Source organism: Microbacterium marinilacus (genome assembly GCF_019753765.1).
Lineage (GTDB): Bacteria > Actinomycetota > Actinomycetes > Actinomycetales > Microbacteriaceae > Microbacterium > Microbacterium marinilacus.
Genome location: NZ_JAIJZW010000006.1, coordinates 241,523 through 256,960, shown reverse-complemented (window position 1 = coordinate 256,960; position 15,438 = coordinate 241,523). Strand labels below are relative to the sequence as shown.

At 71.4% G+C, this 15,438-nt stretch carries 10 protein-coding genes and 1 pseudogene; 6 read left to right on the top strand and 5 right to left on the bottom strand.

Annotated elements, in window-relative coordinates; all coding sequences use genetic code 11:
- The first annotated feature begins 198 nt into the window (after positions 1-198).
- On the top strand, positions 199-831 hold the full coding sequence (locus K5S26_RS12140) for a GntR family transcriptional regulator (RefSeq protein WP_221858425.1): 633 nt from the start codon (positions 199-201) through the stop codon (positions 829-831).
- A gap of 73 nt (positions 832-904) precedes the next feature.
- Positions 905-2,353 carry an NCS2 family permease gene (locus K5S26_RS12135; RefSeq protein ID WP_221858423.1) on the top strand — a complete coding sequence of 483 codons (1,449 nt, stop codon included), beginning with the start codon at positions 905-907 and terminating at the stop codon, positions 2,351-2,353.
- Between the two features lie 72 nt (positions 2,354-2,425).
- On the opposite strand, the gene K5S26_RS12130 is transcribed toward K5S26_RS12135, so the two are convergent.
- Positions 2,426-2,938: an adenine phosphoribosyltransferase gene (locus K5S26_RS12130; protein ID WP_221858421.1), complete on the bottom strand. Its 513-nt coding sequence runs from the start codon at positions 2,936-2,938 to the stop codon at positions 2,426-2,428.
- Between the two features lie 168 nt (positions 2,939-3,106).
- Here K5S26_RS12130 and K5S26_RS12125 point away from each other — a divergent pair, with 168 nt between their 5' ends.
- Positions 3,107-3,688, top strand: a complete 582-nt coding sequence (locus tag K5S26_RS12125) for a hypothetical protein (protein ID WP_221858419.1) — start codon at positions 3,107-3,109, stop codon at positions 3,686-3,688.
- Positions 3,689-3,814: 126 nt separating this feature from the next.
- Positions 3,815-4,087 (top strand): GlsB/YeaQ/YmgE family stress response membrane protein, encoded by a 273-nt coding sequence (locus tag K5S26_RS12120; protein WP_221858410.1) that lies wholly within the window; start codon positions 3,815-3,817, stop codon positions 4,085-4,087.
- 245 nt (positions 4,088-4,332) lie between these two features.
- Here K5S26_RS12120 and glgB read toward each other — a convergent pair.
- The 4 genes and pseudogenes from glgB to K5S26_RS12100 all read right to left on the bottom strand — a co-directional run.
- Positions 4,333-6,600: pseudogene (gene glgB, locus K5S26_RS12115) on the bottom strand (1,4-alpha-glucan branching protein GlgB); the annotation flags it as partial.
- Between the two features lie 5 nt (positions 6,601-6,605).
- Entirely contained in the window at positions 6,606-8,030 is a 1,425-nt protein-coding gene (locus K5S26_RS12110; protein WP_221858406.1) for a maltokinase N-terminal cap-like domain-containing protein, read from the bottom strand.
- Positions 8,027-9,808, bottom strand: a complete 1,782-nt coding sequence (gene treS, locus K5S26_RS12105) for a maltose alpha-D-glucosyltransferase (protein WP_221858404.1) — start codon at positions 9,806-9,808, stop codon at positions 8,027-8,029. The genes K5S26_RS12110 and treS overlap by 4 nt, the downstream gene beginning before the upstream one ends.
- Positions 9,805-11,796 carry a maltotransferase domain-containing protein gene (locus K5S26_RS12100; protein ID WP_221858402.1) on the bottom strand — a complete coding sequence of 664 codons (1,992 nt, stop codon included), beginning with the start codon at positions 11,794-11,796 and terminating at the stop codon, positions 9,805-9,807. The genes treS and K5S26_RS12100 overlap by 4 nt, the downstream gene beginning before the upstream one ends.
- Positions 11,797-12,018: 222 nt before the next feature.
- Between K5S26_RS12100 and glgP the strand changes: the two genes are divergently transcribed.
- Together glgP and K5S26_RS12090 are read left to right on the top strand one after the other, a co-directional pair.
- Positions 12,019-14,598, top strand: a complete 2,580-nt coding sequence (gene glgP, locus K5S26_RS12095; protein WP_221858400.1) for an alpha-glucan family phosphorylase — start codon at positions 12,019-12,021, stop codon at positions 14,596-14,598.
- A gap of 137 nt (positions 14,599-14,735) precedes the next feature.
- Positions 14,736-15,419 (top strand): bactofilin family protein, encoded by a 684-nt coding sequence (locus tag K5S26_RS12090; RefSeq protein ID WP_221858398.1) that lies wholly within the window; start codon positions 14,736-14,738, stop codon positions 15,417-15,419.
- Positions 15,420-15,438 lie beyond the last annotated feature (19 nt).

Genomic DNA, 15,438 nt, shown 5'->3' with positions numbered 1-15,438 from the left:
GGCCCGTGACGGTAAGCCGCGCATTACGGTGGACCAAGAGAAGGCCTCCACTTCGGTGACGTTAGACACCACCAATCGTGGAGGCCTTCTCCCTAACCGGGCGTCACCAACGTGCTGACCGGGTACACCTAGTCGAAGGCTGCGGGCGGAGCAGGCCTCGCCGCCCGCAGCCGATACGATCGGCAGGGAGGTGGTCGTATGGCGACGAGCGTGTACGAGCGCATCCGCGACGCGATCGTCACCGGCCGCTTCGAGGCCGGGCGCGTGCTCTCGGAGAACGCCCTGGCGGCCGACTTCGGCACCAGCCGCACCCCCGTGCGCGAGGCGCTGCACCGGCTCGAGATCGAGCGCCTCGTCGAGCGCGGGCCCCGCGGCGCGATCGTGCGGGCGACCTCCCCCGAGGAGATCCTCGACATCTACGAGGTGCGGATCACGCTGGAGGGCTCCGCGGCCCGCTCGGCCGCGAAGCACGCCACCGACCTGGACCTCGCCCGTCTGCGCGCCCGCCAGGACGCCATGCGCGGCCTCGAGGGCGCGGACGCGCGAGCCGCGGCGAACCGCGCGTTCCACGCCGCGCTGTGGGAGGCGAGCCACAGCCCCACCCTGATCGACCTGCTCGATCGGCTCCACGTGCACCTGCAGCGCTATCCCACGACGACCCTCGACTGGCCCGGCCGCTGGGACGAGGTCATCCGCGAGCACGACGAGCTGCTCGACGCGATCTCGCGCCATGACGGCGACGCGGCCCGCGACATCGCCGAGCGCCACATGACGGGCGCGCGCGAGGTGCGCCTGCAGATGTACGCCGACGCGGCGCCGCCGCGCCCCTGAGCCCATACGGCCCGACGCGGGAGCCCCGCCTGGGGCGACGGAGCACGCCCGCCGGATGTGGAACGATTTGAGGATGACCTCCCACACTGCTCAGGCGGGCTCCCGCACGCGCCTGGACCGGTTCTTCAAGATCACCGAACGAGGCTCCACCGTGGGCGCGGAGATCCGCGGCGGACTGGTCACCTTCTTCGCGATGGCGTACATCGTCGTGCTGAACCCCCTCATCATCGGCACGACGCCCGACGGCACCGGTCAGCTGCTCGGCGGCGGCACGGACGACCCGAACCTGGGCATGATCGCCGCGGCGACCGCGCTCGTCGCGGGCGTCGTGACCATCGCCATGGGCGTGTTCGCGAACTACCCGATGGCGCTCGCGGCCGGCCTCGGCCTCAACGCGGTCGTCGCGTTCTCGATCGCCGGCCTGCCGGAGGTCACCTGGGCCGACGCCATGGGCCTCGTCGTGATCGAGGGCATCGTGATCCTCGTCCTCGTCCTCACCGGCTTCCGCGAGGCGGTGTTCCGGGCCGTCCCGGTCGAGCTGAAGACCGCCATCGGCGTCGGGATCGGCCTGTTCATCACGCTCATCGGGCTCAAGAACGCCGGCTTCGTGACCGGCGATGGCGCCACCGTGCTCTCGATCGGCGACCTCGGCACCTGGCCGATGCTCGTGTTCATCGTCGGCCTCGTGCTGACCATCGTGCTGTGGGTGCGCAAGGTCAAGGGCGCGATGCTGATCTCGATCCTCACGGCGACGGTGCTCGCGATCGTGCTGCAGAACACCCTGCACATCGGCGCCGTGTCCGAGACGAACCCCGGCGGGTTCAACTCCGCCCCGGAGTTCACGGGCGTCTTCGCGGTGCCGGATTTCTCGCTGCTCGGGCAGTTCTCGCTGCTCGGCTCGTTCGAGAGCATCGGCGTGGTCACCGTGCTACTGCTCGTCTTCTCGCTGCTGCTCGCCGACTTCTTCGACACCATGGGGACGATGGTCGCGATCGGCGCCGAGGCGCGTCTGCTCGACTCCGAGGGCAATCCGCCCGCCACGCGCCGCATCCTCGTCGTCGACTCGATCGCGGCCATCGCGGGCGGCATGGGCTCGGTCTCGTCCAACACCGCCTACGTCGAGTCCACCGCCGGCGTCGGCGAGGGCGCGCGGACCGGCCTCGCGTCCGTCGTGACCGGCATCACGTTCCTGCTCGCGACGTTCCTGTCGCCGCTCGTCGCGCTCGTGCCCTACGAGGCGGCCGCACCCGCGCTCGTCCTGGTCGGGTTCCTCATGATGACCCAGATCTCGGGCATCGACTGGAAGAAGGTCGACACCGCCCTGCCCGCGTTCCTCACGATCGCGCTCATGCCCTTCACCTACTCGATCGCGGACGGCATCGGCGCCGGCTTCATCGCATACGTGATCGTCAAGCTCGCTCGCGGCAAGGCCCGCGAGGTGCACTGGCTGATGTGGCTCGCGGCCGCGATGTTCGTCGTCTACTTCACGCTCGACCCGATCCGGGCGGCGCTCGGGATCTGATCCCGAGGAGATGACGGAGGGGCCGCACCGGAGCGGCGCGGCCCCTCCGTCATCCGGAGACGTCCTGAAGCGTCAGGCGGTGAAGACGGTGTGCACGTCACCGGCCACGGCGCGGCCGCCGAGGTCCTCGAGCTCGAGCACGACGGCCGACCCCGCGACCTTCACGCCGAGCTCGACGATGAGGCTCTGCGCGGCCGCGAGCGTGCCGCCCGTGGCGAGCACGTCGTCCAGCAGCAGCACCCGCTCGCCCTTGTGCAGCACGCCGGGCGCCTCGATCGTGGCGGTGCCGTACTCGAGCGCGTACGAGACGGCAGCGGCCGGGCGCGGCAGCTTGCCCGCCTTGCGGATCTGCAGCATCCCGACGCCGGCGAGGGCGGCGGCGTAGCCGGCGAGCAGGAACCCGCGCGCCTCGATGCCCGCGACGATGTCGAAGCGCCCCTCGAACGGGGCGATGAGCGCCTCGACCACGGTGCGCAGGGCGTCGCCGTCGGCCAGCAGGGGCGACACGTCGCGGAACAGCACGCCCGGCTCGGGGTAGTCGGGGGTCAGGGCGATCAGCGACTCGGCGCGGGTCAGGGCATCCACTCCCCCATTCTTCCGCACCCGACCTGGCCCTTCCGTGCACGACGCAGGAAGAGAAGCCCCGGCCAGCCGACACACCGCCCCGCTCCACGTCCCGTCCTGCGTCGTGCATGGGGCGCGAAGAGGAGACCCGACGTCGTGCGGGCGACGCGGCCGACATAACCTGGAGGCATGACGCGACTGCAGGCCGATGCCGACGCCGCACGCTGGGTCGCGGTCACCGGATCCCTGGGGCTGCGCGGGCGGCGGCACCGCAAGGCCGCCATCCGCGCGGTGCTGCAGAGCGGCGGCGCGGGCGCCGGACGCGGCACCGGCGCCATGGCCTGGGCGCTGAGCCAGGCGACGCCGTTCCTGATGCGCCGCGCGGGCGGGCGCCTGCTGGTGTGGGTGTGGAAGGACGAGCCGGAGCTCGTCGTGGTCACCGCCCAGCTGCAGGACATGACGCCGCAGCTGCGAGCGTCCCGCGCGATGATGCCGATGGAGTACGACGACACCGAGGACTTCCGCAGCCCCCATCTCGGCGTCGGCGAGAAGCTGGTGCTCGACGACCCGTCCGACGCGTCGCGTCCGCCGACGGCGATGTACACGTGGGACACCGGTGCCCACCTCGTGTCGGTGACTGCGGTGGGCATCGATCCGCTCCGGCTGCGGACGCTGATCGGCCCGATCGAGGACCTCGCGCGCACCGTCCGGATCGTCGACGACCTGCGCGTGGCGGAGGCCTCGGGGGTGCTGCGGCTCGACCCGGCCTGACCGCGGGATTCCCGCTGAGCGAGCCGCTATGCGCATTCTCACAGGTTGTGTCAAGCCCCTGCCGGCGATGAATGCTCGCCCCTACCGTTGATGATGCGGGAGATCCCCGCAGGAAGGGAGCGCGCAATGGGCTTCATCGCATTCATCATTCTCGGCCTCATCGCGGGAGCCATCGCCAAGGCGATCCTGCCCGGACGTCAGGGGGGCGGATGGATTGCCACGCTCATCCTCGGAGTCATCGGTGCGCTGCTCGGCGGCTGGCTGGGCGGAATCATCTTCAACACGGATCTGGGCGGGTTCTTCGACCTCTCCACGTGGCTGCTGGCGATCGGCGGCTCGATCATTGTGCTCCTCATCTGGGGCCTGATCACGGGCCGTAGCAACCGCGCCACCAGGTAGCGGACACAGACGTCGGACGCACGCTCCCCCGCGTCCGGCCGAACGGAGAACAGCCCTTCACGAGCCACCTGACCCCGCCATCGGCGGGTCGGCCCCGGAGGGGGATGCTCTCGGACAGGCAGGACGCCCGTCGCAGTCGCGGCGGGCGTTCGGCATATCCCGGCAGACCCGGGACGGGGACCCTCCGCATGCAGACGGCGCCCGCACTCCTTGGAGTGCGGGCGCCGTCTGCGCGTCTTCCCGGCTCAGCCTGCGAAGCGGAACCAGACGGTGCCGAGCGGCGGCAGGGCGACGGTCGCATGGCCCTCCTCCGGCACGTCCACCCGTCCGAGGTTGCCGACTCCGGAGCCGCCGTAGCCGGAGGCGTCGGTGTTGAGGACCTCGTCCCAGGCGCCGGGCAGCGGGAAACGCAGCCGGTAGTGGTCGTGAGGGGCGGCGGAGAAGTTGCTCGCGCACACCAGCAGCGATCCGGACTCGTCGGTCGAGACGCCGTCGCGGCGGACGAACGCGAACACGTTCGCCTCGCTGTCGTCGGCGGCGAGCCACTCGAAGCCCGCCGGCTCGGTGTCGAGCGCCCAGAGGGCCGGTGTCTCGCGATACCGGGCGTTGATGTCTCGCACGGCCTGCTGCACGCCGCGGTGGTCGGGCAGGTCGAGCAGCCACCAGTCGAGCTCGCGCGACTCGGCCCACTCCGACTCCTGGGCGAGCTCGTCGCCCATGAACACCAGCTGCTTGCCGGGATGCGCCCACATGAACGCGAGGTACGCGCGCAACGTGGCCAGCTGACGCCACCGGTCGCCCGGCACCTTGCGCAGCAGCGACCCCTTGCCGTGCACGACCTCGTCGTGCGACAGCGGCAGCACGTAGTTCTCGGACCAGGCGTAGGTGAGGGAGAACGTCAGGTCGTGGTGGTGGTACGCGCGGTGCACGGGGTCGCGGGCGATGTAACCCAGCGAGTCGTGCATCCAGCCCATGTTCCACTTGAAGCCGAAGCCGAGCCCGCACTGCGACGTCGGGCGGGTGACGCCGGGCCACGACGTCGACTCCTCGGCGATCGTCACGACCCCGGGCACCCGGCGGTAGACGGTGGCGTTCATCTCCTGCAGGAACTGCACCGCCTCGAGGTTCTCGTGGCCGCCGTGCACGTTCGGGGTCCACTCCCCCGGCTCGCGGGCGTAGTCGAGGTAGAGCATCGATGCCACGCCGTCGACGCGCAGGCCGTCGGCGTGGAACTCCTCGAGCCAGTACACGGCGTTGGCGTAGAGGAAGTTGCGCACGGGCGGGTTGCCGAAGTCGAAGATGTGCGATCCCCACTCCTTGTGCCAGCCGCGCTGCGGGTTCGGATCCTCGTAGAGCGGCGCTCCGTCGAAGCGCACGAGCGCCCACTCGTCGGTCGCGAAGTGTCCCGGCACCCAGTCGAGGATGACGCCGACACCGGCCCGGTGCAGCCGGTCGATCAGGAGGCGCAGGCCGTCGGGGTCGCCGAACCGGCTGTCCGGGGCGTAATAGGAGGTGACGTGATACCCCCACGATCCGCCGAACGGGTGCTGCATCACCGGCATCAGCTCGACGTGGGTGAACCCGAGGTCGGAGACGTACTCGACGAGCTCGTCGGCGAGCTGCTCGTAGGTGCGGTCGCGGCGCCACGACCCGAGGTGCACCTCGTAGACCGCCATCGGCCGGTCGGCGTGGCCCCGGCCCGCGTCGGCGGCCCGGCGCTCGATCCACTCGTCGTCGCCCCACTCGTAGGACGAGTCGTGCACGATCGACGCCGTGAGCGGCGGCTTCTCGGCGTACGCGGCCATGGGGTCGGCCTTCTCGCGCCAGACGCCGTCCACCCCGAGGATCTGGTACTTGTACCGCGTGCCGGATCCCACCTCCGGCACGAACAGCTCCCACACCCCCGACGATCCGAGCCGCCGCATCGGGTGCTCGCGTCCGTCCCAGTCGTTGAAGTCGGCCTTCAGCCGGACGGCCTGCGCCCGCGGCGCCCACACCGCGAAGGCGGTGCCGGTCACGTCGGGCGCGAGCCCCCAGCCCTCGTACCGGCGGACGTGTGCGCCGAGCACGCGCCACAGCGCCTCGTGCCGACCCTCGCCGATGAGGTGGAGGTCGACCTCGCCCACGGTGGGCAGGAAGCGGTACGGGTCGTCGCGCACATGCGTGACGGCGTCGTCGCCCTCGCCGTAGGTCGTCTCCACCCGGTAGGGCGGCACGTCCCCCTCGGCAGCACCAGGGGCGAGCGGAAGCACACCCGCCCACACGCCGTCGTGCTCGTGGTGCAGCTCGACGGCGGCCCAACCGTCCGGATACCGGCGCGTCGGCGCCGTCTGGTACCGGACCGTCACCGACGCGGCGAGCGGCTTGAGCACGCGCACGGTGACGGCGCCGGGCCGCTTCTCCTCGCCCGGCGCGACAGGGTGGGGGTGCGGGCCCAGCACCGCATGGGCATCGGGATGGGTGCCCTGCGCGACCGCCGTCAGGACGTCGCGGCCTGCGGGAAGGACGACGGGCTCAGTCATGCTCCTCCGATCCGAGCGAGCGCGGCCAGCGGGATGGTGATCCACGAGGGCCGGTTGCGCTTCTCATACATGGCCTCGTACACGGCCTTGTCGGCGACGTAGGCGTCGAGCAGCACCGCCCGCTCCGCCTCGGGTCGGGCCCCGTCGCCGGCCGCGGCGATGTACGCCTCGAGGAAGTGCCGGCGCGCCCGGGCGGACCACTCGCGCGCGCGCTGGGCGCGCAGCTCGGCCTCATCGTCCTCCCCGCCCGCGGTCGCCATCTCGACGACGCGGGGGGCGTAGTCGAACGAGCGCAGCATTCCCGCGACGTCGCGCCACGGGGAGTCGGGCAGGGCGCGCTCGGCGAACGGGCGCCCGGGCTCGCCCTCGAAGTCGACGATCTTCCAGCCGTGCGAGGTGCGGAGGGTCTGGCCGAGGTGGAGGTCGCCGTGGATGCGCTGGAGCTCGATGCCGGTGAGCGAGCCGACGGCGGCGTAGGCGGACCGGAGCCGGTCGGCGTACGCCTCGATCTCGGGCACGACGCGGCGCGCCTGATCGAGCCGCCCGTCCATCGCGGCGGCCAGCTCGGCGGCGGTGTCGTGGCCGCGGAGCTGCGCCGGGAACCGCTCGCGCAGCATGTGGTGCACGCTCGCGAGCGCCTCGCCCAGCCGCTCCGCCTCGCCGGCGAAGTCGCCTCCGGACTCCTCGACGCTGAGCTGCGGCTCGGCCATCAGGGTGCGGACGCTGCCCGTCGCGAGCTCGAAGCCGTCGGCCGCGGTGCGGAGGAAGCGCTGCAGCATCCCGAGCTGCAGCACGTTCTCGCCGTCCCCGGTCTCGACCCAGCCGTACAGGTCGGCGACGTGCTCCGACCCGCCGCGGGTGAGCGACTCGTGGATCTCGATGTCCGGGTTCACGCCCGGCGTCACCTTGCGGAACACCTTCATGATCGCGGTGTCGTCGAACTTCACCGACGAGTTCGACTGCTCGCCCGTCAGCGGCGACGATCGCAGCTCGCCGACGAGCGGATCCTCCTCGTCGCCGGCGACCGCCACGCGATGGAACCGCAGACCGCCGGTCTCGACGGTGCCCGCGTCGCCGGCGGCCCGGAAGCCGTCCAGCCAGAGCGCCATGGCGTCGCGGTCGTGCACGGCGTCGTACAGGTACCGCACACGGCCGTCGTCGCCCTCGACGGATCCCACCAGTGCGTGGCCGATGCGGTCCTCGGTCTCCTCGTAGGCGGACAGCGGCACCTGGTACTGCTCGACGCCGCCCTCCTCGTCCGTGTACTCGACCGTCACCAGGTGCACCGTCACCGTGCGCCCCGGGTCGTCGAGCCTCGCCAGCGACGCGATTCCGGCGACGCCGAACGGGCGGCCCTTGCCGCCGAACCAACGGGTGCGCACCAGGTACGCCTCGAGCATTGCGGGATCGATGTCGTTCACAGCAGCCCCACCTCCTCCGACTCGTCCGCCGGCGCGTGCAGGCGGAACCAGAAGAACCCGTGGCCGCCCAGCGTGAGCAGGTACGGCAGCTCGCCGATCCGGGGGAACGGCACGCCGCCCAGCAGCTCGACCGGGACCATCCCCTCGAACCGCCGCAGGTCGAGCTCGACCGGCTGCGGGAACTGCGACAGGTTGTTGACGCAGATGATGATGTCGACCTCGTCCTCGGCCCCGTTCTCGCCCTTCCTGACGATGTGCTCGCGCGAGTACGACAGCACGGCCGGGTTCGATCCGCCGAGGTCGTTGAAGCTGCCGAGACCGAACGCCGGGTGGCGCTTGCGCGCCTGGATGATCTGACGCGTCCAGTGCAGCAGCGACGACCGGTCCTCCTGCTGGGCCTCGACGTTCACGGCGAGATAGCCGTACACCGGGTCCTGCACGAGCGGCAGGGTCAGCTTGCCGGGGTTCGCCGTGGAGAACCCCGCGTTGCGGTCGCTGGTCCACTGCATCGGGGTGCGCACGCCGTCGCGGTCGCCGAGCCAGATGTTGTCGCCCATCCCGATCTCGTCGCCGTAGTAGAGCACCGGCGAGCCGGGCAGCGACAGCAGGAGCGCGGTGAACAGCTCGATCTGGTCGATGTCGTTCTCGAGCAGCGGGGCCAGGCGGCGCCGGATGCCGATGTTGGCCTTCATGCGCGGGTCCTGGGCGTACTCGTTCCACATGTAGTCGCGGTCCTCGTCCGTGACCATCTCGAGCGTGAGCTCGTCGTGGTTGCGCAGGAAGATCCCCCACTGCGTCCCCGACGGGATCGGCGGGGTCTGGGCGAGGATCTCGCTGATCGGGTAGCGCGACTCGCGCCGGACCGCCATGAAGATGCGCGGCATGACCGGGAAGTGGAAGCACATGTGGCACTCGTCGCCGCCGACCTCCGGGTCGCCGAAGTAGTCGACGACGTCGGCGGGCCACTGGTTCGCCTCGGCGAGCAGCACCCGGCCGGGGTACTCGGCGTCGACGATGCGGCGCACCTTGCGCAGGAACTCGTGCGTCTCGGGCAGGTTCTCGCCGTTGGTGCCCGGACGCTCGTACAGGTACGGCACCGCGTCGAGGCGGAAGCCGTCGAGCCCCATGTCGAGCCAGAACCGCATGGCGTCGAGCATCGCCTCGTGCACCTTCGGGTTGTCGAAGTTGAGGTCGGGCTGGTGCGAGAAGAACCGGTGCCAGTAGTACTGCTGGCGCACCGGGTCCCACGTCCAGTTGCTCGGCTCGGTGTCGACGAAGATGACCCGCGCCTCCTCGTAGAGCTCGTCCGTGTCGCTCCACACGTAGAAGTCGCCGTACGGCCCCTCGGGGTCGTTGCGACTCGCCTGGAACCACGGGTGCTCGTCGCTGGTGTGGTTCATGACGAAGTCGATGATGACCTTGATGCCCCGCTCATGGGCGGCGGCCATGAAGGCGCGGAAGTCGTCGACGGTGCCGAGCTCGGGCAGCACGCCCGTGTAGTCCGCGACGTCGTAGCCGCCGTCGCGCAGCGGCGAGGGGAAGAACGGCGGCAGCCACAGGCAGTCGACGCCGAGCCACTGCAGGTAGTCGAGCTTCTCGGTCAGCCCTCGGAAGTCGCCGCGTCCGTCGCCGTCGCCGTCCTTGAACGAGCGCACGAGCACCTCGTAGAAGACGGCCGTCTTGAACCACTCCGGCTCGGCGCTGCCCGGGGTGTCGGGAAACGGCTCCTCGGTGAGGATCGGGATGGCGGACGTGACGGGTGCGGGCTCGGGGGTCATACGGTTCCCTTCACGCTCAGGATGTGAGCGACGTCGCCCGACGGGTCGAGTCGCACGTAGTTGTCGGCGCCCCACGCCCACTCGGCTCCCGTCAGCTCATCGCGCACGACGAAGCCCTCCGGCAGTCCGGCGGCCTCGAGGTCGAGGTGCACGGTGGTCTCCCGCGCCCCGTGGGGGTCGAGGTTGATGACCGCGATGACGGTGTCCGCGGGCGCGCCGTGCTCGTCGTAGGCGGTCTTCGAGAAGCAGATCACGTGGTCGTCGTCGGTGGCGTGCACGACCAGGTTGCGGAGCAGCCCGAGCGCGGGATGCTCGCGGCGCAGCCTGTTGAGCGTGCCGACGTACGGCATGAGGGACGTGCCCGACGACTCCGCGGCCGCCCAGTCGCGCACGCGGATCTGGTACTTCTCGCTGTCGAGGTACTCCTCGCTGCCCGGCCGCACGGCGACGTGCTCGAACAGCTCGAAGCCGGCATACATGCCCCAGGACGGCGTCGCGAGCGCCGCGAGCGTGGCCCTGATCGCGAACATGGCGGGGCCGCCGTACTGCAGCGACGCGTGCAGGATGTCCGGGGTGTTGACCCAGAAGCTCGGGCGCATCAGGTGGTCGCTCTCGCGGGACACCTCGCGCAGGTAGTCCTCGATCTCGTCCTTCTCGGTGCGCCAGGTGAAGTACGTGTACGACTGATGGAATCCGACGGCTCCGAGCGTGTGCATCATCGCCGGACGCGTGAACGCCTCAGAGAGGAAGACGACGTCCGGGTCGGTCGCCCGGATGTCCCCCAGCAGCCGCTCCCAGAACATGACCGGCTTCGTGTGGGGGTTGTCGACGCGGAAGATCCGGACGCCGTGCGACATCCACAGACGGACGACGCGGGTCACCTCCTCGACGACGCCCTCGAAGTCGTCGTCGAAGAAGACCGGGTAGATGTCCTGGTACTTCTTCGGCGGGTTCTCCGCGTACGCGATGGTCCCGTCTGCGCGGTGCCGGAAGAACTGCGGATGCGTCTCGACCCAGGGGTGGTCCGGAGCCGCCTGCAGCGCCAGGTCGAGGGCCACCTCGATGCCGAGCCGGTTCGCCCGCTTCACGAACGCGTCGAAGTCGGCGAACGTGCCGAGATCGGGATGGATCGCGTCGTGTCCGCCGGCCCGCGACCCGATGGCCCACGGGGAGCCGGGGTCGTCCGGCCCCGGGTCGAGCGTGTTGTTCGGTCCCTTGCGGTTCACCTCGCCGATGGGATGGATCGGGGGGAGGTAGAGCACGTCGAAGCCCATGCCCGCCACGCGGTCGAGGCTCTTCGCCGCGGTCTTGAACGTGCCGCTGACGACCTTGCCGGTCTTCGCGTCGACACGGGCGCCCTCGGAGCGCGGGAAGAACTCGTACCAGCTGCCGGTGAGCGCTCGGCGACGGTCGGCGTACAGCGGGTAGGGGCCGGAGACGGTGACGAGGTCGCGCAGCGGGTGGCGGAGGAAGAGGGCCTGCGTCTCGGGCCCCTCCAGCACGGCGAGCCGGGCCTCGACGGGCCGGATCTCGTCGGTGGCGGCGTCCTGCGCCGCGGTGAGCGCGGCCTCGTCGTCCGCCGTGAGCGCGCCGTCCGGGGCCTCCTCGCGGATCCGCTCGAGCAGCAGCCGCGCCTCGAGGAACATCAGCTCGACGTCGACGTCCGCGCGGATCTTCAGCCCCGCGTCGTGCGTCCAGGTGGCCAGCGGGTCCGAGAACGCGCGGACCTCGAAGGCCCACTCGCCCTCGGCGTCGGGAGTGATCCAGGCCTCGTACCGGTCGGTGCCGGGGACCAGCTCGCGCATCCTGGCGGGCGTTCCTCGCACGCCCCCGGGACGGATGGGCACGACCTCGGCGCCGAGCCTGTCGTGCCCCTCCCGGAACACCGTGGCCTGCACGGGGAGCGGCTCGTGCACCGTGGCCTTCGCGGGGCGCTGCCCCTGGTCCACCAGCGGGTGCACGTCGATGACGGGTATGCGTCCGACCATGTGCCCAACTTTGCACACGGTCCGCGCGCTGGCCAGTATCGCGCGAACCCTTGCGCCATCCTTCACAGAGGTGTAACCGGAGGCTCTCGTACGGAGACGCCGGGCGTGGTCGCGCGCCTCGCCCGCGGCTGGGCAGGCCGGAGGCGGTCGGGCAGGTGAACGGTCGCGCAGGCCCGGCGGAGCGAGTCGAAACGCGCGGCGCATCCGCGTACGTTGGGCGGCATGCGCGCGATTCGCCGATTCACCGTCCGTCCCGTGCTGCCCGAGCCGATCGCCGCCCTCGGCGAGCTGGCCGGCAACCTGAGGTGGTGCTGGGACCCCGCGGCCCAGGACGTGTTCGCGGAGGTGGATCCGAGCCTGTGGCGGCGCACGCAGGACCCCGTGCGGCTGCTCGGCGAGGTCGCTCCGGCGCGTCTGGACGAGCTGGCGCGGGACGCCGCCTTCGTCGAGCGGCTGGACGAGGCGCGCGACGGCCTGCGCCGTTACCTCGAGGACGACCGCTGGTATCAGCGCGAGGTGCCGGACGGGCCTCGGGCCATCGCGTACTTCTCGCCGGAGTTCGGGATCGCCGCCGCGCTGCCGCAGTACTCGGGAGGGCTCGGCATCCTCGCGGGCGATCACCTGAAGGCCGCCAGCGACCTCGGCGTGCCGATCGTCGGCGTCGGGCTGCTGTACCGGCACGGCTACTTCACCCAGACGCTGTCGCGCGAGGGCTGGCAGCAGGAGTCGTACCCCGTGCTCGACCCGGACGAGATGCCGATCACCGCCTTGCGGGAGGCCGACGGTTCGCCCGCGACGATCGCGATCGCGATGCCCGGCGGCCCCGATCTGCGCGCCCGCGTCTGGGTCGCGCGCGTCGGCCGGGTGCCGCTGCTGCTGCTCGACACGGACGTCGACGCCAATCCGTCCCACTACGCGGACGTCACCGACCGTCTCTACGGCGGGGGCAGCGAGCACCGCCTGCGCCAGGAGCTGCTGCTGGGAGTCGGCGGCGTACGGGCCCTCCGCGCGTTCAGCCGCATCACCGGCGCGCGGGAGCCCGAGGTGTACCACACCAACGAGGGCCACGCCGGGTTCCAGGGTCTCGAGCGGATCCGCGAGCTGACGACCGGCGACGGCTCGGGGCAGACGATGCCGGCCTTCGACGCGGCGCTCGAGCTGGTGCGCGCCTCGACGGTGTTCACGACGCACACGCCGGTGCCGGCGGGCATCGACCGCTTCGAGCGCACCCTGATCTCGCAGTACTTCGCAGCGGACGGCGGCGTGCTGCCCGGCGTGCCGACCGACCGCGTGCTGGGCCTCGGAGGCGAGGACTACGCGGACGGCGATCCGTCGATGTTCAACATGGCCGTCATGGGGTTCCGGCTCGGGCAGCGCGCCAACGGCGTCTCCCGGCTGCACGGCCATGTGAGCCGCGAGATGTTCAACGGCCTGTGGCCGGCGTTCGACGAGGGCGAGGTGCCGATCGGATCGATCACCAACGGGGTGCATGCGCCGACGTGGGTGGCCCGCGAGCTGCGCGCGCTCGTCGCCGAGATCGGCGCGGACGTCGACGGCGACCCCGCCGCGTTCGCCCGCGCGCTCGGCGCCGTCCCGTTCGGCCGGGTGTGGGGCATCAAGCGCGAGCTGCGCTCCCGGCTCGTCACCGACGCCCGGGCACGGCTGCGGGAGTCGTGGACGCGGCGCGGGGCGGCGCCGGCCGAGCTCGGCTGGACCGACGAGGCGCTCTCGCCGGACGTCCTCACGATCGGCTTCGCCCGACGCGTGCCCTCCTACAAGCGGCTCACGCTGATGCTGCGCGACCCCGAGCGGCTGAAGCGGCTGCTGCTCGACCCGGAGCGCCCGATCCAGCTAGTGATCGCCGGCAAGGCGCATCCCGCCGACGAGGGCGGGAAGCGACTGATCCAGGACCTGGTGCGCTTCGCGGACGATCCGGACGTGCGGCACCGGATCGTGTTCCTGCCGAACTACGACATCGGCATGGCCCAGCAGCTCTACCCGGGATGCGACGTCTGGCTCAACAACCCCCTGCGGCCCTACGAGGCGTGCGGCACGAGCGGCATGAAGGCGGCGCTCAACGGCGGCCTGAACCTGTCGATCCTCGACGGCTGGTGGGACGAGTGGTTCGACGGGGAGAACGGCTGGGCGATCCCGTCGGCGGACGGCGTCGACGATCCCGACAAGCGGGACGACCTGGAGGCCGCGGCGCTCTACGACCTCGTCGAACGCGAGATCGCGCCGCGGTTCTACGACCGCGACGCCGACGGCGTTCCGGTGCGGTGGATGGAGATGATGCGCCACACGCTGGAGTCCCTCGGGCCGAAGGTGCTCGCGACGCGCATGGTGCGCGACTACGTGGCGGGGCTGTACGCGCCGGCGTCCGTGGCGGCGCGCGGGCTCGAAGAGGGCGGATCGGGCGCCGGCGAGCTGGCCGCCTGGAAGCGCCGCGTGCGCGACGGGTGGCCCGCCGTGCGGGTGGAGCACGTCGAGTCGCACGGCGTGGGCGAGGCGGCCGAGGTCGGCGCGGAGCTGTCGGTGCGCGCCTATGTCGCGCTCGGAGATCTGGACGTGTCCGACGTCGAGGTGCAGCTGCTCCACGGCCGCGCGGAGGGCGATGACCGGCTCACCTCCGTGCAGTCGGTGCCGCTCTCGCCCGCCGACCGGTTCGAGGGCGGCCGTGCCGCCTACGTCGGCGGCGTGCGCCTCGACCGCGCGGGCCCGTTCGGCTACACGGTGCGGGTCGTGCCGCGCAATCCGCACCTCGCCTCCACGGCCGAGCTGGGCCTCGCCGCGCTCGCCTGACGCCCGCGACTCCCCTCGGGCGGTGCCCCGCGCCCGATGAGGGACCTCCCATGCCGCGTTCATGCCGGCCTCACGCGTGCCCACTCGACTGATCTCAGCCACGGAACCCTCCGTGGATCGAGTGAGAGGAAGATCCCATGAAGCTTCAGCGCACGCTGGGCGCCGGCGCGATCGCCGGTCTGGTCCTCGTCGGGGTGCCGTCCATGGCATCCGCCGACGACGTGTCCCGCACGGGCAGCTACACGGTGCCGGCCGGACGCACGATCGAGGGCGACCTGACGGTGTCCGGCGGCACGATCACGATCGACGGCACCGTGAAGGGCGACGTGCGGCAGGTAGGGGCCGGCGCCGTCGTCATCGGCAGCCGCGGCCTGGTCGAGGGCGACGTCGACGAGACGGGCACCGGCGACATCGCCGTGAAGGGCACGGTGAAGGGCAACGTGACCGAGCGCGCCGGAGGCCAGGCGCGCGTCCACTCGGGCGCACGCGTGGACGGAAACCTCACCGAGACGGGTGCCGGCAATGCGTCCGTCCGCGGCACCGTCGACGGCAACGTGATCGAGCGGGACGGCGGCGACGCCGACATCCGCGGCACGGTCGACGGCAACATCACGGAGAGCGGGGCGGGCGGCGCCCAGCTGCGCGGCCGCGTGAACGGCAACGTCACCGAGTCCGGCTCGGGACACCTCTCGCTGTTCGGCACCACGCGGATCGACGGGAACGCGTACGAGAAGGACGCCGGCAACATGTACCGCTACAAGGGCGCGCGGGTCGGCGGCGACATCTCCGAGGGCGGCTCGGGATCGCGCATCAACCGGTGATGCGTCCGATCGTGCCCCG